Consider the following 21493-nt stretch of genomic DNA (forward strand, 5'->3'; position numbering starts at 1 on the left):
TCATCTCCCTTCAACCGAGATTGTTTGTGTTCGTAGCTGCATCCATTTCATTGCCAACAATTCTAAATTACTAAATACTCGGCGAGGCAATACTGATAGTAGTGCACAAACATAGGTTATGATTGTCCGCTTAGGTTCTTCAATTAAAATTCTAGGTTGCTCAAACAATGCTTTGTGAACGAGTTTTATAGCGTGGTGGCTGTCCCCTGAACGTATCGCTCTGCGCGCTAAATATCTATACTGATACGCGCGTGCCAAAGGTAGTAAGCGCTTGAACAGCCTATCGCTATTGGGCTTATTTTTGTTCATTGCTAGAGTCCAACTTGCAAATTGCTTGTGCAAATCGGCAGATAAGCCATTATCGTTGAGACGGTAATAGGTAAGAGGGATAGATATACCTTCAAATTTCCATTTATTTTTTAGCGCTATGCGCACCCAAAGTTCAATGTCTTCTGATTGTCTAAGCCCTTCATCAAAATAATATTTGCGGTTCTCATTGGGTTTGTTCGTCGCGATATCTTCCAAAAGGGCTTTTCTTATCACAGGCGCAGAGCCGTTACCTATAGGATTGCGACATAAAACGTCCTTAAACGTAATGTCAGTGAGCTTAGGGAATTGACCCAACCCCAGAGTATCGCCATCCTCGTTTATGAACAAAGAAGGGCAGTAACTAACGCCAACGTCTGGATTTTCAATCAAATGGATCACGTGTTGAGTTAGCTTGTCACTGGCCCAACTATCATCTGAATCAAGCAAGGCAATAAAAATACCTTTAGCACTTTGAATACCCGTATTCCTCGCCCCAGCTAAGCCTCGGTTTTTTTGCGAAATAAGCCTTATACGGGCATCGGTAAATTGTTCAAGAATATGTAATGTGTTGTCGGTGCAGCCATCATCAACACAAATAATCTCAAAGTTTTTGAAGCTTTGCGCTAACACAGACAAAATACAATTCTCAATATACTTTTCGACATTGAACATGGGAATAACAACAGAAACTAAAGGCAATGGACTGCGGTTCATTTTACTGACTCCTAAAAGGTGAATACTTGATGATGGAACGAGGATGACTAACAAAGGGGCGAATACAGCGATATGCGAGCAAAGCAAACATACATATTGCACTGATGCTCAATACACTAAAAGCAAAGTCGACAGGTGTATTTGCATTGAATAGAAATAAACCAATTGTGGAAGTAATCAAACAAAAGAGACGTACATACATCTCTTGCTGATACTGAGCCTTGGCGCGCAAAATATTACAATGGGTGTCGATAAAGATTGCAGGTAAAGCTGCACAACATAAAAAAGCGACGGTTAAATAACTTTGTTGCCATTGTTGGTCAAATAAAATAGGCACATAAAATGGTACGGCTATCGCTTGTAAAAGAAAGGAAAAGCCAATAAGTGAAGTAAATGCATATATTCTGAAGGTATACGAAGACAGTGTTTGTTGTCGTTGCTTGTCACATAAGTAGGGATAAAGCGCAGAATTGAACGCGTTATTTAAAGATTGACTTAAACCAACGCCCGCACTTTTCGCAAAGCTATATATACCAAATAATTCGGGGCTTAATAGTCGTGCACATATCAACACATCTAATTGGAGTCTTAGAGCACGTACAAACTCTGTAGACAAGAGTTGCCCTGAACTTTTTGTTAAGGCGCGAAAAACCGACTTGTTGAAGCCAATACCAAACTTTTGAACCGGGGCAAAATAGAATAGAGCAACCCACAAAAGCACAAATACCCACTTGCCGTACACTACTGACATAATGCCGCAATCAAATATAGCAAAAATACCAATACTGGCATTTTCAGCAACAATACAAAGAGCGTTACAAATACTGTAGTAACGCATTTTGCTAGCCCTATGTAACAAAAACACGTTGACACTTACCAAAGGATAAAGCGTGTAGGCAAAGGCCATAAAAATGAGTAACTCAGCAACTTCAGGGTTGTTATAGAAAGTAGCGATCGGAAGCGCGATTGAGGCCTGAAAAATGGCAAGCAATAAGCAAATTATCCATTGCAACAAAGCTCCGTTTCTTGCAAATTCAAATAATTGGTGCTTATCGCACTGCACGATTTGTGAACCTGCACCAGATCTCAATACTAATTTCAAGACCTCATGACACGCTAAGGCAAGCATAACTGTGCCGTAATCAACTGCACTGAGTTGCGCTGCTAATACAAAGATTACGAAAATACGTGAAATTTTGGCCGCAAGCTCTGTACCTAATAGCCAAGTCACATTGCTAAAAAGCCGTTTATTCTCAAAATTTATTGCTGGAAACTTCATTTGTGCCACCTATCATAGCTATCTTGACAGGGGCTATTACAATAAGCGTACCATCTTGTAACTTAATATAAGTATTTGAAAATTATATGCTTTATTTTTAATCGAATGATATTGCAGACGCATTTTCGCAAGTTGCAAAACGTGTTTTTGCAACTTGCGAATATTTACTTAGGTAGAAATTACGGTGGTTTTTAAAACAGCGAGCTACGACTTCGCTAGTCAGTCCATTGCTGGACTTTACGATATAAAGTGGAAGGACTAACACCTAGTAGGCCTGCTGCCTTCACAACATTATCATCACATACTGCAATGGCTTGCTCAATTGCTACTTTTTCGACTTCTGCCAACGGACGTATACTTTCTGCGTCAATCATCGCTTCAGTATAAGCAGAAGCAGTTGTTGTGGGGCTAGATATGCTAGCAATCTGCGCTGAGGGCTTACTATTAACTAGCTTTTGTAATTTTTCATCTGATAACCTTAACTGCCTAGCAATGCTCTTTTCGGTTAACAGCGGCCCTTCGGACATCACTATTGCACTATGTATCGTATTTTCTAACTGCCGAACGTTCCCCGGCCAATCGTAATTTTGAATAAGTTTTTGTGCATCTGACGAGAAGCCAACGAATACCTTATTTTCAATTTCACTAAATCGGGTAAGAAAAAACTGGGCAATTTCGATACTGTCTTGCTCTCGCTCATTTAGGGCAGGCAAATCAATTGAAATGACATTCAGCCGGTAGTAAAGATCTTCTCGTAGTTGCCCATTTTTGATTGCCTCATAAGGCTCTCGGTTGGTTGCACTTATAAACCGAATATCAACCTTCTCAACTTTATCGCTACCTACTTTTTGAAAGGTACCTGTTTGGATGAATCGAAGTATCTTTGCTTGTAAAGCAATGTCCATTTCGCCAATCTCATCTAAGAAAAGGGTGCCTGTATGCGCTTTGCTTGCGGCGCCATCACGGTTTGAAACTGCCCCAGAAAATGCCCCTTTTATATGTCCAAATATTTCTGATTCCATGAGTTCACTAGGAATAGCGGCACAATTTAAGCTAACAAGGGGTTTATTATTACGAGGGCTCAGTTTATGTATTGCATCAGCAACGAGTTCTTTACCCGCTCCGCTAGGACCACAAACAAAAACCGAAGCATGACTTTTTGCACTTCGTTCAATCGAATCATATACAAACTGCATTGACGTAGATTGCCCTATAAAACTCATAAAGGTACGTTTGCGTCTAGAATTCAATTGTTCTAAAGTGCGGCGCAATAGACTTCGCTCAGCTAAAATCTCGCGGTAGCTTATTGCTTGTTTAATAGTGACCTTTAACTCATCGTTATTCCATGGTTTTTGCATAAAATTAAACACATGACCCGAATTAATAGCACTCATAACGGTACTTAGTTCAGTATAGGCCGTGAGCATTATTCTTACTGTTTCTGGCCAGCGTAACGACACCTCTTTTAGAAATTCATCACCGTTCATGCCAGGCATGTTCTTATCAGAAATCACAATATCGATGTCGTGTTTTTCTAATAATTCCAGTCCGGCCTCACCGGAAATTGCTGTATATATCTTTAAATTCAGCCCTCTGAGCAAGCGTGACAACGACGCTAAGATGTTACTTTCGTCATCAACCAATAAAATGCTACCTTCAGCGTCATTATTCATGTTCTACAGTCCACACGTTAGCCTCATAATTTGTTAATTGCGACGTTAACAGTCATTCGCTCCTAAGGGTCTAATAATTTAGCATAAAATTTATGTTCGTGACGTCAATTATTAGTATTGTGCGAAGCATAATTGGGCGTCAAATCAATACCTTGTTAATAAAAAATCCAATATAGGATAATTTACAGCGAGTGAAGCCCTAATAATATAAAGGTATGTTGTTTAACTTAAGGGAAATCCAAGAATAAAACATGTGCCTACCCCTAGCTGCGACTCTACATTTATACTAACGTTGTGTGCTTCTAATATCGCATAACTTACGCTTAAGCCTAAGCCTGTGCCTTCACCTACGGGTTTGGTGGTAAAAAAGGGAGTGAAAATTTGATTTTTGGTCTTTTCATCCATACCAACCCCCTCATCTTTTATGTGAATAAATAAGTGAGAATCGTCTTTAGTACTATAAATGGATATTTTGCCACCATTAGGCATGGAATGAGCTGAGTTTATAAGTAAATTAACAAAAACTTGCTGAAGTTGACCGCCATTAGCCGTGATGTTTGGAAGCGAGTCATCTAGTTCATTAACAACGTGATGCTGATATTTAAGCTCATTTGACACCACATCAAGGGCACGATTCATACAACTAAAAATAGACACATCACTTAGGTTGTCATTTCCAGCATGTGAGAAAGACTTTAAGTTTTCTACAATTTCTTTAACCCTTTCCACGCCTTCCATATTGCTGACAATAATTGCATCCGTGTCTTCTAACAAAAACTCCATGTCTTGACTGCTGTTTATCTCATCAAAATGTTGTTTCGAAAGACTACCTTCTTGTTCCACGGTTTCGCTCAACGTTTTAAATAAGGCTTTGAACTCTTGCATGTAATCTTTGAGCACATGTAGGTTGGCCCGAATGTAACCAATTGGGTTATTTATTTCATGTGCTACACCTGCTGCAAGCTGTCCTAAAGATGCCATTTTCTCTGATTGTATCAACTGGTTTTGCAATTCATGCAGGTGTGTTTCAGTCTTTTGAAGCAGAACCTTTTCTTTACGAGCTTGTTCGTCAGATAAACGTCGCCTTATGCCATTTCCCAAAGTGCCTTTTGCTACTTCAAGCATTTGTAACGCATCTTCATCAATTACGTCAGTCTTTGTTAAAAAGCCAATCCATACCGAACTTTCGTTTGCTAATCTAAAATTAATACAAACATTCCACAAAAACTTTTCCCCATTAATCTCTTCTTCATTATCAATAGGCCGTATTAGCCATTGCGGGGTGGAGCGTATTTTTTCGTAAGGAAAATATTTAAAAAAGTATGCTTCGATGTCGCTGTTTTCATGCCATAAGTCGTCAGACGACCAGACTAGTGAAGGAGGGTCTATTTGAACGTTTTGCTCGTTAACTGTAACGTGGATGCCGTATTGGGCGTTTAAGTACCAACAGGTTAATTCTACCGTGTTTTGCAAGACATCAGCGAGCGTTAATTCTGGAGATAGACCTTGAGAAGCTTTGATAAGGTATTCATTTTCTGCGTGTTTTTTATTGCTACGCGCGAGTGCTTTTTTTAAAGACTGGTTAGCTTGATACGCTTCACGGGAATACACTTCTAGTTGTTGTTCAGCGATTTCTCGAGCTTTTTGCTCTCGACTAAGCTTGCGGCGCAGCAATTCTATTTCTGAAATAGTTTCAGTCTTAGACTTATCCAAGCTTATTCACTTCCAGAACGCAGCGTGCATCATTGTTATGTTCGCATTCAACATGCGATACCGCTACTTTTTGTTTAACGTGATCTGCGAGTCCATTTATAATACCCTCGCAAAAGTGGCAGAGTTTACGCGGTGATTTATAATGAAATTTCAAGGTTTTTTCAGATTCATATAAAAAGTCAAACTCTGGCAAAAGTACGTCGGGATAGAGTTTTTTAACCTCAACGTGGATGATGTTCTGAACGCCATGTAAAAATTCAAAGATATCAACAAAATCATGGGCGCCGGGCGGGGCAATAGCAAACAACTCTTTAAAGATCCATTCACCAAATGCTTTTTGCGCTTGCTCAAGTGTTAGGGAGTTCTTATCCGCGACAAGTTGTGCCAAGGTAAAAAATTCTTCATCGTCATATTGACCAACAGACGTATATATACCTTCACTTGCTGGATTGGCTTCTTGTAAAATCTCGTCCCATAAGGCAAGGCCCCATGTCTCTTCTACAAATTCATTTAATTTTACTAGTACAACGCCTTTCAATTTCTTCTCTTTATTATTAATATTATCTAAACACTAGTATATGGGGAGGTGAAACTTCATTCAATAAACTTTAGGCTAAGTTTAAGCCCATAGTGAAAATAGCAGCATAGCGCTAATCTCTCAGCATTTAAAAAATGCTGGCAAAAACCAAGTGGACTTCGCCAGCTAATTTTCTATCTATTGCAACAAACCTCGATTACTCTTTACTGCTTCAAGGTTTCCTTCTTTTATTCAGAAATAAACACATGACTGATATGATCTGTGTTCGCTAAATCAATGATAACTTTGCTATTGACACCTTGCGCGTTTAACTCAATCAATACTTTTGACACTGAATTCGATATCTCAAGAGTTTGGTAGACTCTGCCAAAACCATCTGTCCTCACGCTGCCTAACAGAGACTTTTTAACTAAACGCTCATCTGATAGTTCATTCACCTCAGTAGGAATGGCCGAAATACTAAGAAGTGCTTGATGTATTGGTATTGATTGGGTGTTAACGACCGAAAGGTCTAGCAGAATAGATTGGTATGTCCGAAAGTTAAATTCAGGCTCAACATATAACTGCGTTGATCTGCTAGCTTTATTGTCTAGCTTGTCTAGATTGGCAGAAGGGCTAGTTGTGCTATTTGCAAAATCCGCGAGGGGAAGTGCTAGCAATAAGGCTAGGACAAACTTTTTATTCGATATGGCAGCATATGAATGACCTAAGCCATTTTTACAACGACGCTTAATGCCTTTACCTGCTGCAATGATATTCTTTATTTGATTTTTCATGTTAATCCTCTCTATTAGTCTTGTGAGTAAAAGTGCGTTTTACGTTCACTTGTTTTGTACCAGTCTTTGTTTTGAGTACCCGAACTTTCTACCCATGATTCATAGTCTGGATATGCCCACAATACGTCTATGTATTCACGAGGATAAGACCAATCATCAGCGATTTGTAGCGCCCAAGGAAGATTATCTTGATTTCTAAAATATAGGGCTTGGCTTGGATCTGAAGCATCGTCACTTTGACCAAAGCGGTCTACATTAAACTTGTCTGTTGGTGCGTACCCAGGCATGTGAATTTCTAAAGAGCGGTCATAACTTCGATAGATAAAGAAGTCCAAGTCAGAATGATTTAAAGCGCTTAGGTTATTCGTAAAGCGGACATCAAAGCTAAATTCAACCGGTTGAAAGTATTCACATTGCTTTAGTGTATTAAAATGAGAACATTTCCCCGACTCGCCGGTTTTCGTATAATTGTTACTATTCCCCCACAATGTAATAACTGCATCGCTTTGATTTTCTTCTACATTCTTTGAGTAGGTATTGTTGTCTATAGTCAGGGTTGCCTCTTCAATTTCAGAAGGAGGTAAATCTACTATTCGTAAGGCAAAGCCATTAGGTTTAGAAGCGCCTCGAGCTGCAATCAAACCATTTATTTTAAAGCCACTAACAAGGCCCTGTGCTGAATAAATCACTTGAAGGCGTTCTTTTATTACCAAGTCGTTAAAATCATAGTCGCCTAAATTTGGCCAGTTATCTTCATAAGCTAAGGTGACATAATTGGCTTCGCCTGGATAATAACTACTGTAAGCACGTCTATAGTCGTTTGGAAACTCATCTTGCGCATCATTTATGCCGTCTGCGTCACTATCGTTGACATCAGGCACAACGGCTAAGTTGTCTTTTTCAATAGCGCTTTCGGGGGTAGATTTGATACTGAAAACGGCATCATTAAAATCATTGTCGCCCCAATTTCTATTCAGATCTTCAAAGCCTAATATTACTTCTTGTACCTGTTCGTCATACAGCAACACTGTATGCTGACGAAGGTTTGGATCGCTTTCTGGATTAAGATCTTGAAGCGAATAGTAGTAAGGAGTTCGCCGAGACTTAACTCCGGTATAATAATCAAACCCATTTGCCGCAATAAAAAAACCGATACTGGTGTCTTCAGGAAATACACCTAAACTGATTCTGTGGCCTTTGGCCATATGAGGAAACGATAAGTTTGGAAACACAATGGTTTCTTGCACTTGGGATGGCGACAGTGGCGGATTTTCTCTATCAAAGGTAAAAAAACCGAAGGAGTTTTTATACCCTGCACCCTCATGAATAAAGGTAACAAACACTTCCGCTTCTTCTGTAAGATGAATGGTTGAACCATTGTCGTCCGTAATAAACGCTTCGTTGACCTCCCGCTCGGGCAATGCGTTATTGATCCGTTTGAAGAAGTCTTGCGAGTATTCATTACGACTCCATATTAAGTTATTTGGCTTGCCTATATTTTGATTATATCCTTGTGGCCAAGGCTGACCCGAAAGAAACTCCCAAACATAGCGACCATTTTGTTTTTCTGTTGCTAGTAATGCTCCACTAATGAAGCTTAATTTTAGCAGTAGTGCTAATTGATATTGCCATTTCATTTTACTTACTCCAAATGTATTAACATGAGTTATTTCATGCAACATTGAGAGGGTATAGCGAATATTAGGCCAATTATTTTTACCAAACAAAATCATACAGTTACGTTATTATTGCGATTTTATTTCGAATAAAAACCAGCGCTTTCGCAAGATGCAATGCAGTATGAAAAATATTATTAATTTGCCATGGAAATTGGTTTTTGTGAGGGTACTTCATCGCGTATGACTTCACTGAGTGTATGGACGATGCAAAGATGAGCACGCGATGTTTGAGCAAACACGGAGCTTGCTAGTAAACAGTGATGAATGACATAAATTGGCTTTATTAAGGTTGCCAACTAGTGGGAATCTGAATGTTTTCAATGAGGAAGTCGATGAACACTCTCACTTTTGCAGTGAGTACATTTGATTTAGGGTACACCAACCAAACTGCCGCATTGTCATCATATTTGTAGTCAGGCAGTATTCTAACCAGACTGCCTTCATTCAGTTCAGCATGAACATTCCAAATAGAGCTCATACAAATACCAAGCCCAGCTTTTGCTGCAATGCGGATACTAGAACCGTCGTCGCATATTACTCTTGATTTACCCAAGTTAGGCGGAAATACGTAGTTATCTCCCTTAACCTTAGAAACAAGCTTTCGCGGCTTATTACTAGCAAACATAAGTAGCTGGTGCTGTTCTAGATCGCTCGGGTTTTGCGGCTTTCCGTGCGTTTCTATATAGTTTGGTGAAGCACACAAAATACGAATATCGTCAGCTAGCTTTCTTCCAATAAGACTACTATCGTCAGCCGAGTAGTTTCGCAAAGCGAGATCGTAACCACCATCAATAAGATTCATTTGGGTGTCTGATAGCTTCAGTTCAAGATTAATATCAGGGTACATACTAGTGAACTTCGGTAGAATTGGCGCAATAAACAACTGTGCAAAAGTACTAGATGAAGCAAAACGCAATGTTCCGCTTACCTTTTTACTTCCGCGGCCCAAAGCTGCTAAAGCCGCATCTTCCTGAGCAATGATTTCACGGGCGTACGGCAAAAACTCGCTACCTTCGATAGATAAGGATACTTTGCGCGTAGAACGGTGAAACAGGTCGGCCCCCAAGTGCAACTCAAGCTTCGATAATCGCGCACTCGCAACTGATGGCGCTAAACCTAAGCTTTTACCTGCAGCGCTAATATTTAGCATCTCTGCAGCCATCACAAACAGGCGTACCCCTTTTGTATCCATTATTATATCCGATATCAGAATTTAACGTAGATTTATAAGCTGTTTAGTTGCAAAGTCAAGATAAACAGTGAAGCGTTGAACACTTGCCTTTGCTAAAAGCGCAGCTTGATTATATTCAAAAACCGAATTCTGATTATTTTTATACCCTGTTTTTCAGTAAAGGCGATAAAGTTATAGTGTGTATATCGAAACAACATTACGACAACTCGCGAACAGACATAGCAATTACATCGCGTACTTTGGAGAAAAACATGAAAGCAATGATGATAAACACATTTGGCAGCACTGACTCTTTTGAAGCGACTGAAATAGAAAAACCTTCAGTTAAACCAGGTCATGTGTTGGTAAGCATCGCAGCAACAAGCGTAAATACTGTCGACACCATGATCCGTCAAATGGGTGCAGACCTTCCTTTATCCCCAGCTGCTCCGGCTCTGTTAGGAATGGATTTTGCTGGCACTGTAGAAGCCGTAGGTGAAGGTGTAAGTGAATATAAAGCTGGAGATGAAGTATACGGTTGCGCTGGAGGCTTAGCTGACCTTCCAGGCACACTTACTGAATACATTGTTGCTGATGCTAACTTAATCGCTTTAAAACCAAAAAACATTTCTATGCGTGAAGCTGCTGCATTACCACTAGTAGGTATTACAGCTTACGAGGGTTTAGAGCGTGCTGGTATTAAATCAGGTCAAGATGTTCTAGTACATGGCGGCTCTGGCGGTGTTGGTCACGTAGCATTGCAACTTGCAAAATATTTTGGTGCTCGCGTTTATTCCACAGGTGGCGGCGAGACACAATTAGCTCTGATTGAAGAGTTAGGTGCTACGCCTATCAACTATCGTACAGAGACGGTAGAAAGCTATGTAAACAAACACACTGACGGCCAAGGTTTTGATATTGTCTTTGATTCGGTCGGTGGCGAGAACATGACAAACTCTTTTGAAGCTGCTGCACTTAACGGTAATGTAGCGACAACAGTGTCTATGGTTGAATTAGATTTAACGACTGCTCACTTTAAAGGTCTATCATTGCATGTGGTATTCATGTTGATCCCCATGCTTCACAATTATCGTCGTGAAGAGCATGCACGCATCTTAAAAGCCTTAAGTGCAATCGTGGAAGCAGGCGCGCTTAAACCTGTTTTAGACGAAACCAATTACCAACTTGCCGACATTGGCAAAGCGCATGCGCGACTAGAAAGTGGTCAAGCGATGGGTAAAGTGGTCGTCACTGTATAGTGCTCCCAACAAAGCAGTTAAATGTATAGCTGAGACCCCTATATGGCCGTCTCAGCTTCTGTGTTTTGAGCGAGGGGAATTTTAAAAACAAAAAAGGCCTAAGACAGTCATGTTTTAGGCCTTCTCACTTACACTTCATAAAATTACTGAATCATATTCTCAATTTCTTGCATCACTTGCTGACAATTCGCATCAAGCAGGGCAAAACTATGAGGAGCAGAAAACGCTCTTGAATCATTGTCAAAATACTTCCCTGAAGCATCTGCAAAATCATTCGACAATGCTGCCTTCACTAAAATATCAGCACCGATACTCAGATCGTTACCTGCAACACCAAACCCTTCTTTTACCATCTTAGATGCCAACATAGAGCCAGGATTGACTGCGACAAAAACCTGTTTTGGACTTTGCGTTTTAGCAAACTCTTGATTCCAGATAGTTAGCGCCAACTTACTTTGTGCATAGGCTTGAAAATCATCATTGAGCTTTACTTCACCTTTCATTGCTCGCACATCTATCGGTGCTTGCGCTGCAGAAGAGAGACTCACGACTCTACCCGTTTCGCTGAGCAATGGCAGTAAATCCTGTGTAATGATCACTGGAGCGAAGGTATTCACAACAAATCGAGCATCTAAACCGTCTTCAGTAATCGGCTTTGGCATCTTAAAAACGCCTGCATTGTTGATGATCACATCCAAGCTTGAATGCGTTTTTTTGATCTCTTTGCTTAACGAGCGAATCTCATCAAACTTAGACAAGTCAGCTAAATAAATATCTATTTGTGTATTTGGAGATGCCTTTTGAACTTCTTCTACCGCGGCTTTTAGTTTGCTTTCGCTACGCCCGTGCATTAGTAAATGACAACCTTGAGCGGCAAACTGTTTAGCGGTTTCAAGTCCAATGCCATCGCTTGCACCGGTTATAAGTATCTTTTTCATTATTCATTGCCTCTTAGTGATTAGTTTTAAAATGGCGCAAAACTATCTTGTTCAAATGTCGAGTGTATCCAACGCTGTTTGGCGTCAATCATGCTTCCATTAGCACCTTGGGGAGGTAAATTTCCTCTTTCACCGTAAAGCCAAAGTACAAAATTAGTGCGCTCTCCACTGAGAATAGGTGCAGCAGCATGAGGAATATTCCCTCTATGAAGCATTGCGCTACCGGGTGTAAAATCGAGCTCAACTGATTCACCACCTCTAGGATCGTAAAAATGAATACCAGAACCTGTGAATTCTTCGCCCGGCAGGTTGAGGTTTATGTTGAGTGTCACCGATGACGCATCAGTATGCGGTCGAATAGACGTATCTGTGTCTGGTCGGTAATGGATAGAAAACCCAAAGCTTTGTGAGTCATAACCAACAATTTCAGGAAACAATAATCTAGAAATCGGTCGCATATAAGTATCAATCAAATCTCGATAAAAGTCTTGAAAACTCGGCGCTGCTAGAAAACCCTCTGAACGCTGATCTAGCATTACACCGCTGCGATTCAAAACAATTCCATAAGGTGGTCTTAAAGGTATTTGTGCAGCCCACACCGATTCTAGGTACTCGCGCAATTTCACAAGTTTCTTTGGATCAAAGAATTGACAGGCATAAACGCCAGGACTGAGCTCTTTCCAAAGGTTCCTGACATTAATTTCTTTGTCTGGATTTTTCCATGCTTCATTTACAGCGTCACGCAATGAAGGGTCTAGCAAATCATTCGCAAAAGGGGCTTCTCTTGCTTGCTCACTGCTGTCCCACTCTTTCCAAGCATCAACAAGCAACTCTTTGTTTTTACTCCAAAAATAATGCACTGAAGGAGCACGATGAAGCATGGCATGTCGCGATGGTAAATCCAACGTTTTCGCCAATTGTAGTTTATTATTCAACATTCAGTTTTCTCAATTTTTATGATCAATAGAAGCTAATAGGCAACGCACTACTCGAGCTGCGTTCATTAGGATGCATACCTTACAAGGGTGCGAGTTTCTATACTCTTTCGAGGTTCGTTTCGCGGTGTATTCTGTTTCACATCTAAGCTATCTAGTTTTTCTCGAAGATCTTCTACTTCAACGCCTGTCTCTTTTAGTTCTGGTGAAATAAGATTGCCAGCAATACCGTCCACATCAAAGATAAATGCTTGGGAGCTGTTGCTCCGAACATGGTAGTTAACTGAGGCCAATGTATTCATTCTTCACTTCCAAGCATCTGCGCTAATTTTCTTTATGGGCTTAATAGTGCAGTAGCTTAATGATTTCGTTTAAATACATAAACAACGAAGATAAACAATCAGTATTCGTATTTTAAATATAATGATTTGAGATTTAGTGAGATTGGCTTTACTTATCACTAGCTTATTAACGCTAGTGATAAGTAAAGAATACAAGACTAAAGTTTAGTTTGTGGGTTGTCAGAGCAAACCGATTTCATAAACTCTTTAAAAAAGTAAGTAAGGCGTCTTTTTCGCTTTGTGACATATTTTCATACACCGTTTTAGAAGCCTCTGCTTCGCCGCCGTGCCATAAAATCGCTTCTTCGATGGTGCGTGCTCTTCCGTCATGAAGATAACCAATGCGATTTACGTCATTCACGTTGCGTCTGAGGGAAATAGTGTCGTTCCCTTTGGCGTCACCCAGCATAACGTTTTCGGCGTGTCCTAAACCCCATAGGGCTGCGGTGCGCCATTCGGCGCCACTTGCAGAGGCTTCATCTAGTGTATCTGCTAAGCCCGGGCCCATATCGTGTAACAGCATGTCGGTGTAGGGGTGGATAGTCTGGCCACGCAGCTCTTCAAGTGGATGAAATTCACTGGTAGTCATTGTGGGGCGATGACAAGAGGCGCACCCGGCATCAGTGAATAAGGTTTCGCCAGTTTGGTTGTTGTAATCACGCCTTGCACCTACGCCAAGCAAGCTAATATATTTAACTAACTTATCAAGGTTTTCATCGCTCAATTCTGCGCCTGCATCACCACAATCGGTTTGTGCTGAACCGCAGTCAGGATTAGGGAGCATGCTTGTCATAACGCCCATGTCGGTATTAAGTGCGCTAGCACTTTGATGCTTAACACTGAAGGTAGCGGCTTTGTAGCCAAAGCGACCAAGGCGTTGTTCGTTCGTTTGTGGGTCAGTGACTACAGAAGCGCGGCCTGAAATACCGTCACCATTGTCATCATTCTCATCAACCCATTCGATAATGGTGTCTTCGCTTACTGCTTCAAGTAGGCCAAGGCCAACTAGTTGCGGTGCAATGCGCGCTGAAAACTTAGCAGGCGCAGTTCCTGAAAACACATAGTTTGGCGAGCGTAAGCCATTTTCAAGCTCTGTCCATGGGCCAAGGGCAACGCTTCCTTCATGCGTACCTGCGCCAATTTGCTCTATTTGTAATACTCGTCCTATGCTAGCAAGAGGGTCGGAGTTTTCATCACCCACTAAAAATACCCATTTATCCAGGGGCTCACCCACATCTCCTACCAGGGCTTTACCATTTCGCACATGACAAGCTGCACAGGAGTGATTGATATAGTGATTGCCCACTTTACCGACTTGGGCATCCCAAATTGGATTATCGTGGCGTTCATCATGGCTACCGTCTTCAAAGTTAGTATGATGCACGCGCCTACCTTCTACAAAAACTTGCGCGTTTTTGGCACTCAAATTAGTTGCCATTTGCATAAATCTGCCCGCGGGTTCTTCGCTATAGTTATAGCCTAGGGTGGTGGCTCCACCTAATAGACCTTTAGCTGGAATAGGCGTGCCGTCGTTACTACCGCCGGCATTCTCAACGCCGCGTTGCCATTCAAATGGCGCCAGGCCAAGCTCGCCAATGACATAAACAAATGAGGTCCCATAGTAGTTTAATCGCGCACCAGCTGGTGGGTTTAGCAAAAACTGGCTGACTTCAAATTCCATATTTGTGCCTGCGCTAAGCGCGGGTTGAAACTGGCCACCGTTTTGCCATTGATTGACAATGTCGACGCTGTATTTATGCTGAATACCATCGTCGCTGATTTTTTCAAAATCGTCGTTAAAAGTACCCTTGTCTAAATACACTACGCCAGACTCATTTTGACTGACTTTTTCTTCTTCTTTTTGCGGATTAAAGTGGAACTGCCCTGTCGTATTTCTTCCCCAAAACCACACCCGAAATTCACGAGCACCTAACTTTGCTTCGGTAATAAAGGTTGCTCTAATCAAGCTTTGTCCAATAGGTACGTAGTCTTCTAACTGAATTCGTGCTGTACGATATTGCCAGTAATGCGCAAGATAGTGGTCGTAATGATCGCTTAAGGTAATATCTTTAGCATGGCGGTCACGGCCTCGGTCACCAATGCGGGTGACAAGTACGCCATCATCGCGTACAAAACGACTCAGTGTTTCTAAACTAGTCGTGTTGTCGTATAGAGGCTTTATGCTTGATAAATCGGCAACAGGATTGACCGGGTCAACTGGATCTGGTGGAGGATCGGGCGCAGGAGCGGGAGCGGGTGCAGGAGGAGTAACTGGATCAGGCGTGCTGTCGCCACCTCCACCACCACATGCAGTAAGTAGAAGAGTAAAAGAAAATAAAGCCACCAAAGTATGTGAGTGTTTCAAAGCCATTGCCGCGCATTAAAAATAAGAGTGTGAAGATGTTGTAACACGGCTGTTAATAATTAATTAACTAGAATCGATGAAGTGCCCTATTTTATAAGTTGAAGTGGAAAATTGATCATTTTTCAGCAAACACCGTCGTCATTATGTACAATGAAAACACGACTATTAGTGCAGTTCTTCGTATTCCCTATATAAAAACTTCATTCAACAAAATATGATAAAGGGCACCCACTAATGAATGACATGTTGACCATAATTCTAGCTGGCGGCGCAGGTTCGCGTCTGCAACCTCTTACCGCTTTTCGTTCAAAGCCGTCGGTACCTTTTGGTGGTAAATATAGAATTATCGATTTTACGCTAAGCAATTGTCTGCATTCTGGCTTGCGAAAAATACTGGTGTTAACACAATACAAATCTCACTCTTTGCATAAGCATTTACGCGATGGTTGGTCTATATTCAATCCAGAACTGGGTGAATATATCACGCCTGTACCTGCCCAAATGCGCCACGGCAATAAATGGTATCAAGGTACTGCCGATGCTATATATCAAAACAGTTATTTGCTTGAACGCAGTGACGCCGAGTGGACGATTATTTTGTCGGGCGACCATGTTTATCGCATGGACTATGCAGCCATGCTAGAAACCCACAAAGAAACGGGCGCCGCCGCCACAGTTGCGTGCATGAAAGTTGACCTTGAAGAGGCCAAGCAATTTGGTGTTGTTTGCACCGATGAAGCACTAAAAATAACGGGTTTTCAAGAAAAGCCGAGTGAGCCGCAAGCCTGTGCTGATGACCCAAGCAAAGCACTCGCCTCTATGGGTATTTATATCTTCTCTACAAAGCTGTTACTCGAATTACTTGAAAAAGACGGCTGTGATGACAGCTCTAGCCACGATTTTGGTAAAGATATTTTACCTAAACTGATTCATAGCCATAAAGTACAAGTGCACCAATTTGGCGTTAAAACGGGCCGTGTAAGTGGTGATAACTATTGGCGTGACGTAGGTACCTTAGAATCCTACTATGAAGCCAATATGGACCTTTTAAAGCCCGTCCCGCCGCTGGACCTATATCAACAAGATTGGTCTATTCGTTCATATCAATCTCAAACACCGCCTGCTAGGGCGGTATCAAGCAGCAGTGGAAAAGAAGGCAAGTTTATAAATTCGATGCTTTCTGGTGGTTCGGTTATTTGTGGTGCAAATGTAAGCGATTCAGTCTTATTCAAAAATGTCTTTGTAGATGACGGCTCTACCATCGATAAATCTGTCTTGCTCTATGATGTAAAAGTAGGCAAAAACGTAGTTTTGAAGAATTGTATCATTGATAAAGACGTGACCATTCCAGACAATGAAAGCATTGGTGTTGACTTAGAAAAAGACAAAGAACGATTTACTGTTACGCCAAACGGAATCGTTGTTGTACCGCAAGGGTATAAGTTTAATGCGTAAATCCACGCATATTTAAACGGCCCTCACGTCAACCTTGCGCAGGCAAGGACCTCCAACCTCCTAGGAAGTTTTTCAATTGCAGTGGGCTTTGTATCATTGAAAAACTGCCTTTTTTTAAGTTTGCTAAGCTGTTTAGGGGGTCCATGCCTGCGCAAGGATGACGTGTATGATGTTTTTGCGTGGCAGTAACGAAGATTTGTTTTGACCGGGCGTTCATCAGACGCGCACAGGGGGGCCTTAGTGCTTGCAAATAACAGTTACCTTATTTGAGAAGCACAATAACGTTATTTGCCAAATCCTTAGCTTTTTTCGTCTTGTTGGTCAAAATCCAGATCGATGGTGTCATCTATGCTAATTTCATAGGCATTAACAAAAGCGTTATAGAACAATGAGCGCAACGCCGCCCATGTAGAAACATCCGTATTATCAATGGTACCCTCTATCGGCACATTAACAGCTAGGAGATTTTTATTTCCACTTTCAAACAAACTCGCAAAACCGTCAACTAAGCCTTCAAACAGTCCGGTGAATATTCCATCCTCATCTCGTTGTATATCCTCTTTCCACGTAAATACTTCTATATCCGAGATACCCGCTTTTACATAACCTTTAACTACGCCATTTACGGCTGCAACTTCAAAGGCGGTATCGACTTTACCTTGTTCAACATCGACAGGTGCATAGAAATCGATTAGGCCATTAAGTTCGCTTACAGGCAGTGCCATCATCTCCATATTGATGTCAAAGGTAGGCAAAGCCGACTCAGGATCTAGCGAGCCATAAAAATGGGCCGACGCACTTCCCATGAAATTACCGGTAAAATCAAAGCGCGCAATTTTGTCGCCGGTGAATTCACGCGAATTGGTAATGTTGGTAATTTCACCGTTTACCTTATCAATATAATTCGTTTGTATTTGCTCACCTGTTTTCATCAGTAAGCTCGCGGTGAGATTATGAACACTCACTTTGTCTATACTAATTGGACTGGCGAAATCTATAAGGGTGATCCAAGTGTCGGCTTGCTTTGCAGCCTCTACTACATCGTTCTCGGCTGTTTGTTCATCAGTAAAGCTTAGTTCTGCAGAATAGAGGTCAACCTCAGCGACAATTTTGCCACGAAACAAAGCGCTCCATAAGACAGACAAATCTACTGTCTTTATGTAAATCGAGGGCACATCAGTTTTAGTTTCTTGCAAATACAAGCTTAAGCCATGCGCTTGGTAGGCACCGCGAAACAACGATAAACTTATTTCTTCAACACTACCTGAAATCCCTGGCGTAGTTTCTAACTGCTGATTAACTTTGTTTTTAATTAAGTTTGGTGCGGCGATACGCGCGCTTATTAGCGCTATTAATAAACTAGCGATTAGCACAAACATTGTGACCTTTGCTTTGCTGAGGCTTGTTTCATCTGTATTGTCACTTTTTTCTTGGCTCGTTTGGCTCACCTTCTTTACTCCTTTTTAGGTATTTTACTATGTAATTCAATTACATAACTTTAGTGGCGCATCATAATAGTAGATATTGGATTGCACCTAACGTGCCAAAAGTGATGTAGTGCGAATTTCTTTATTACTCTTCAAGCAATAAAGCTAAGCCACTGTATTTATTACATTAAATTTTTATGAAACAAATCATGCCTAGAAAATAAGGCCGTAAATAAACGCCAAGCTTCACAAAACCATGAAAATTATTCACACCCCGCGTAGAAAACTGCCGTGAGTACATTCACCCAAACATGTACCAAAGTATAAGCCATTGTTTTAGTTAGTATAATTCGCATATCAATGGTGGTTTATTAATTGCTATAGGCATAGGTATAGCGAAATAGCTAAAACGCTATTACATATGACTTATAGAAGAGGTTTAGGTGTGAAAGCAGTAGTACTGAATTCAACAAGCTCGACCTCGAATTATTTTATTTTTATCATACAACTGGAGTTTATCTATGCCTGCAAAACAAGGTGTTAACCTATCCCTTTTTGGTGCCCAACTGCTTACTTTCGTCTTCTTTTTATTGAGTAATATTAGTGCGGCTGAAGCGAAGTTACCTAATAAGTCGGCACAAGCCGCAAGCGCAGAATATATGACGGGTACAGGCGATATGCACGGCATAAGATTAGCTTATAGGCCCGCTTATAATTACGATTTGGATATCCCTGTCCTGGGAGACACACGCCTTGCTTGGGAAGTAAGTCTAAACCTGTTTGATTTACACGGCAGTGCTAAACGCGAAGCTACTTATGGCGTGTCGGTGTCACCGGTTTTCTCTAAGCCCCTACCTTCTTGGTCAGATGATTACCCCTTAAGCTTTGAGTTTGGTATTGGCGTCGCCTATGTACACAATGAAAAATTTGGTGGTGTTGATATTGGTAGTTTCTATCAGTTTGAAGATAGATTAGGTCTATTAGTCGGTTTAAATGAAGAACAAAGTTCAGAAATAGCCCTTCGTTACATTCATTATTCGAATGGTGGCTTAAATACTAAAAACCCGGGCTTAGACTTCTTCAGTGTCGCCTATATTACTCGTTTTTAAAACGAGTAATATAGTTCTGTATCCGGCATCAGCAGCCCAATCATCATTGAAACTGCGCGTGCACTAAACACTATAATGCCCAGCACTTCATCCTAGTAGGGCGGGCGGATCAATTTATTTCCATTTCTTTTCGTCACCCTTCCTTTGCTTAGCCCGTGGTTTCTTGTCCAAACCTTCAGGCCATAGGTGCTTCGCTTGTTTGCCTAATTTCAAGGCCTCGCGATCGTTGTAGATATCCCGTTCTAAGCTCTTAAGTTTTATGTCAAATATGGCTTTTCCTAAGGTGCCATCTACGTCTTGAATGCCCGCGTATTTAATGTTGAACATTTCTGCAACCTGCTCGCCTTCAGGAGTGTCTGAGAGTTGATGTTGAGCAACTTCTTGTGCTCGTTTCTCCTGAAAAAGCGCTAGACTCTTGTCGAAAGTATCCTTAGACCTTAGTATTCGTTCGTGAAAGTGTTCTGCATCTGCAACCGTGATTCGTGCACCGTCCATATGTCTAATCATGAGGTGAATTCGCCGAATCTGCAGGTCGGCCATTAGGCCAGTCATGTAAGCGGGCAACAGGTATAGCGCATATTCAGGATGTTGATGAACAAGGTTCAAGCTATGCTGAAAGGGGCTTTGTGGACTAAGAAAGTCCTCAAGTTCACGGCGAAAATCGGCTTTATCATGAGCGCTCAAAGTTTCTAGCGGATCTTCACTACCTTTAGCTGTTAGTTGTTCGTTTGTTAGCCGCGCCCAGTTGATGAGCCAGTTTGCAGGCGCCTGAAAGGCCACAGCGAGGTCTTCGCTTTTGCTTTGCTGTAATTCTTCTTTAACAACAGATCTTACAGCATCTTGAATTTGTTCAAGATTAGGTGGTGGTGGCGGCTCTTCCGTTTCGCTGTTCATCGCTAGCATCAGTATAGAGCCCAAGCCCATAACCGCCATACCCGCTACACCGCCAACTGGACCTGCAGCTGAAAGGGCTACGGTGAGTGCATTAATAATAATTTGCCCAACTGCCGCCGCTTCTGCCATGGCTGCTGAGCCTTGTTCGTGCTTTTGCAAGTCGGCACTTTTTTTTGTCAGTATGGCCTTCCAGTCAATAACATTTATTTCATTGCGTTTCTTAACAAATAAAACCGTGACCGTGTTTTTAAACGTCTTGTGTCTATCCCAATAGCCACCCGTTGTATTGGAAAATGTTGTTAGAATTGAATGCTTACCAGGCACTATCTTAAAGAATACAGCATCATGCTTCATGTTCGTATTATGTTCTTGATGCGGCTTTATCCATTCAGTGGTAATAAGAGCACCGTTATTAAATTTTTCGGCATTGTAAGCTGCGTATGTTAGCACCTTGGAACTGCGGTTGATGATCTTCATATAATATTCCCCATAATTCGTTTTGTTGCGTTTGAGACAGCATTTGAACTTAGAGCCTAGATCGCCGCTAATGAGTTTGAATTGTGAATTGATGCTAAGCGGAAACATACCCTCGTAAAAAGTTTAGATAAGTCCAATGAGCGTAGTTCAGCTCTTAGAATTATGCAAATAAGAATGATTTTTTATTCCGGAATACTCAGCACCCGGTAGGCCGTTGTTCGGATTTGTATTTAATACTGGGGAAGTAGCAATCGTTCTCGATTAAGGTTTTGCGGCAATATGGTGCCTAGCTCTTTTTACTAACCATGGCTGGCGTAATAGTAACACCACGGCAGCTGTACCCAATATGATGTTTTCAGTGATTGCAGCTAAATACCCAAGGTAGCTAAAGGTCTCAAAAACTTGTGCTGCTTGTGAGACTCGCGTTGTCATACCTGGCTC

At 41.4% G+C, this 21493-nt stretch carries 17 protein-coding genes and 1 pseudogene; 3 read left to right on the top strand and 15 right to left on the bottom strand.

Translation table 11 applies throughout. From position 1 onward, the window contains the following. The 8 genes from AC0L6H_RS03390 to AC0L6H_RS03425 all read right to left on the bottom strand — a co-directional run bounded on the left by AC0L6H_RS03390 (position 1) and on the right by AC0L6H_RS03425 (position 9873). Positions 1 to 1023 carry a glycosyltransferase family 2 protein gene (locus tag AC0L6H_RS03390; RefSeq protein ID WP_473392591.1) on the bottom strand — a complete coding sequence of 341 codons (1023 nt, stop codon included), beginning with the start codon at positions 1021 to 1023 and terminating at the stop codon, positions 1 to 3. 1 nt (position 1024) lies between these two features. Beyond that, complete coding sequence (locus AC0L6H_RS03395) at positions 1025 to 2302, bottom strand: oligosaccharide flippase family protein (RefSeq protein WP_473392592.1); 1278 nt, start codon at positions 2300 to 2302, stop codon at positions 1025 to 1027. A 215-nt stretch (positions 2303 to 2517) separates the two neighbouring features. After that, the gene (locus AC0L6H_RS03400) at positions 2518 to 3975 is read right to left on the bottom strand and encodes a sigma-54-dependent transcriptional regulator (RefSeq protein ID WP_473392594.1); all 1458 of its coding nucleotides are present in this window, start codon (positions 3973 to 3975) and stop codon (positions 2518 to 2520) included. Between the two features lie 222 nt (positions 3976 to 4197). Further along, the gene (locus AC0L6H_RS03405) at positions 4198 to 5688 is read right to left on the bottom strand and encodes a sensor histidine kinase (RefSeq protein WP_473392595.1); all 1491 of its coding nucleotides are present in this window, start codon (positions 5686 to 5688) and stop codon (positions 4198 to 4200) included. After that, the gene (locus AC0L6H_RS03410) at positions 5681 to 6226 is read right to left on the bottom strand and encodes a heme NO-binding domain-containing protein (protein WP_473392596.1); all 546 of its coding nucleotides are present in this window, start codon (positions 6224 to 6226) and stop codon (positions 5681 to 5683) included. Before AC0L6H_RS03410 ends, AC0L6H_RS03405 begins: the two co-directional genes overlap by 8 nt. Before the next feature lie 227 nt (positions 6227 to 6453). Next, a complete protein-coding gene (locus AC0L6H_RS03415; protein WP_473392597.1) occupies positions 6454 to 7002 on the bottom strand; it encodes a hypothetical protein in 549 nt (182 codons plus the stop codon). 14 nt (positions 7003 to 7016) lie between these two features. Then, positions 7017 to 8639, bottom strand: a complete 1623-nt coding sequence (locus AC0L6H_RS03420; protein WP_473392599.1) for an LruC domain-containing protein — start codon at positions 8637 to 8639, stop codon at positions 7017 to 7019. Positions 8640 to 8964: 325 nt separating this feature from the next. Beyond that, positions 8965 to 9873, bottom strand: coding sequence for a LysR family transcriptional regulator (locus AC0L6H_RS03425; RefSeq protein ID WP_473392600.1), 909 nt, complete (start codon positions 9871 to 9873; stop codon positions 8965 to 8967). A gap of 251 nt (positions 9874 to 10124) precedes the next feature. Between AC0L6H_RS03425 and AC0L6H_RS03430 the strand changes: the two genes are divergently transcribed. Continuing rightward, positions 10125 to 11111: a zinc-dependent alcohol dehydrogenase family protein gene (locus tag AC0L6H_RS03430; protein ID WP_473392601.1), complete on the top strand. Its 987-nt coding sequence runs from the start codon at positions 10125 to 10127 to the stop codon at positions 11109 to 11111. 143 nt (positions 11112 to 11254) lie between these two features. Here AC0L6H_RS03430 and AC0L6H_RS03435 read toward each other — a convergent pair whose 3' ends face one another. The 4 genes from AC0L6H_RS03435 to AC0L6H_RS03450 form a co-directional block, all read right to left on the bottom strand. After that, positions 11255 to 12049 (bottom strand): SDR family NAD(P)-dependent oxidoreductase, encoded by a 795-nt coding sequence (locus tag AC0L6H_RS03435; protein ID WP_473392603.1) that lies wholly within the window; start codon positions 12047 to 12049, stop codon positions 11255 to 11257. Positions 12050 to 12075: 26 nt separating this feature from the next. Continuing rightward, positions 12076 to 12987, bottom strand: a complete 912-nt coding sequence (locus tag AC0L6H_RS03440) for a 2OG-Fe(II) oxygenase family protein (RefSeq protein WP_473392604.1) — start codon at positions 12985 to 12987, stop codon at positions 12076 to 12078. 65 nt (positions 12988 to 13052) lie between these two features. After that, positions 13053 to 13286 (bottom strand): hypothetical protein, encoded by a 234-nt coding sequence (locus tag AC0L6H_RS03445; protein ID WP_473392606.1) that lies wholly within the window; start codon positions 13284 to 13286, stop codon positions 13053 to 13055. A 235-nt stretch (positions 13287 to 13521) separates the two neighbouring features. Beyond that, positions 13522 to 15696 carry a di-heme oxidoredictase family protein gene (locus AC0L6H_RS03450; RefSeq protein WP_473392607.1) on the bottom strand — a complete coding sequence of 725 codons (2175 nt, stop codon included), beginning with the start codon at positions 15694 to 15696 and terminating at the stop codon, positions 13522 to 13524. A 225-nt stretch (positions 15697 to 15921) separates the two neighbouring features. Here AC0L6H_RS03450 and glgC point away from each other — a divergent pair. After that, positions 15922 to 17145 (top strand): annotated as a pseudogene (gene glgC / locus AC0L6H_RS03455) (glucose-1-phosphate adenylyltransferase); the annotation flags it as partial. Between the two features lie 299 nt (positions 17146 to 17444). On the opposite strand, the gene AC0L6H_RS03460 reads toward glgC, so the two are convergent. After that, positions 17445 to 18593 carry an AsmA family protein gene (locus tag AC0L6H_RS03460; protein ID WP_473392608.1) on the bottom strand — a complete coding sequence of 383 codons (1149 nt, stop codon included), beginning with the start codon at positions 18591 to 18593 and terminating at the stop codon, positions 17445 to 17447. A 500-nt stretch (positions 18594 to 19093) separates the two neighbouring features. Between AC0L6H_RS03460 and AC0L6H_RS03465 the strand changes: the two genes are divergently transcribed. Beyond that, on the top strand, positions 19094 to 19681 hold the full coding sequence (locus AC0L6H_RS03465; RefSeq protein ID WP_473392609.1) for an acyloxyacyl hydrolase: 588 nt from the start codon (positions 19094 to 19096) through the stop codon (positions 19679 to 19681). A gap of 114 nt (positions 19682 to 19795) precedes the next feature. Here the strand turns inward: AC0L6H_RS03465 and AC0L6H_RS03470 are convergent, their stop codons facing one another. After that, complete coding sequence (locus tag AC0L6H_RS03470; protein WP_473392610.1) at positions 19796 to 21052, bottom strand: hypothetical protein; 1257 nt, start codon at positions 21050 to 21052, stop codon at positions 19796 to 19798. A 261-nt stretch (positions 21053 to 21313) separates the two neighbouring features. After that, a complete protein-coding gene (locus tag AC0L6H_RS03475) occupies positions 21314 to 21484 on the bottom strand; it encodes a hypothetical protein (protein WP_473392611.1) in 171 nt (56 codons plus the stop codon). Between the last annotated feature and the right edge of the window lie 9 nt (positions 21485 to 21493).

This window comes from Glaciecola sp. G7-5 (genome assembly GCF_055808975.1).

Bases quoted from the DNA above. Each gene is read 5' to 3' on its own strand.
- AC0L6H_RS03390 (WP_473392591.1), bottom strand. From the start codon at position 1,023: ATGAACCGCAGTCCATTGCCTTTAGTTTCTGTTGTTATTCCCATGTTC.
- AC0L6H_RS03450 (WP_473392607.1), bottom strand. From the start codon at position 15,696: ATGGCTTTGAAACACTCACATACTTTGGTGGCTTTATTTTCTTTTACT.
- AC0L6H_RS03435 (WP_473392603.1), bottom strand. From the start codon at position 12,049: ATGAAAAAGATACTTATAACCGGTGCAAGCGATGGCATTGGACTTGAA.
- AC0L6H_RS03415 (WP_473392597.1), bottom strand. From the start codon at position 7,002: ATGAAAAATCAAATAAAGAATATCATTGCAGCAGGTAAAGGCATTAAG.
- AC0L6H_RS03475 (WP_473392611.1), bottom strand. From the start codon at position 21,484: ATGACAACGCGAGTCTCACAAGCAGCACAAGTTTTTGAGACCTTTAGC.
- AC0L6H_RS03470 (WP_473392610.1), bottom strand. From the start codon at position 21,052: ATGAAGATCATCAACCGCAGTTCCAAGGTGCTAACATACGCAGCTTAC.
- AC0L6H_RS03430 (WP_473392601.1), top strand. From the start codon at position 10,125: ATGAAAGCAATGATGATAAACACATTTGGCAGCACTGACTCTTTTGAA.
- AC0L6H_RS03420 (WP_473392599.1), bottom strand. From the start codon at position 8,639: ATGAAATGGCAATATCAATTAGCACTACTGCTAAAATTAAGCTTCATT.
- AC0L6H_RS03445 (WP_473392606.1), bottom strand. From the start codon at position 13,286: ATGAATACATTGGCCTCAGTTAACTACCATGTTCGGAGCAACAGCTCC.
- AC0L6H_RS03425 (WP_473392600.1), bottom strand. From the start codon at position 9,873: ATGGATACAAAAGGGGTACGCCTGTTTGTGATGGCTGCAGAGATGCTA.
- AC0L6H_RS03400 (WP_473392594.1), bottom strand. From the start codon at position 3,975: ATGAATAATGACGCTGAAGGTAGCATTTTATTGGTTGATGACGAAAGT.
- AC0L6H_RS03395 (WP_473392592.1), bottom strand. From the start codon at position 2,302: ATGAAGTTTCCAGCAATAAATTTTGAGAATAAACGGCTTTTTAGCAAT.
- AC0L6H_RS03465 (WP_473392609.1), top strand. From the start codon at position 19,094: ATGCCTGCAAAACAAGGTGTTAACCTATCCCTTTTTGGTGCCCAACTG.
- AC0L6H_RS03440 (WP_473392604.1), bottom strand. From the start codon at position 12,987: ATGTTGAATAATAAACTACAATTGGCGAAAACGTTGGATTTACCATCG.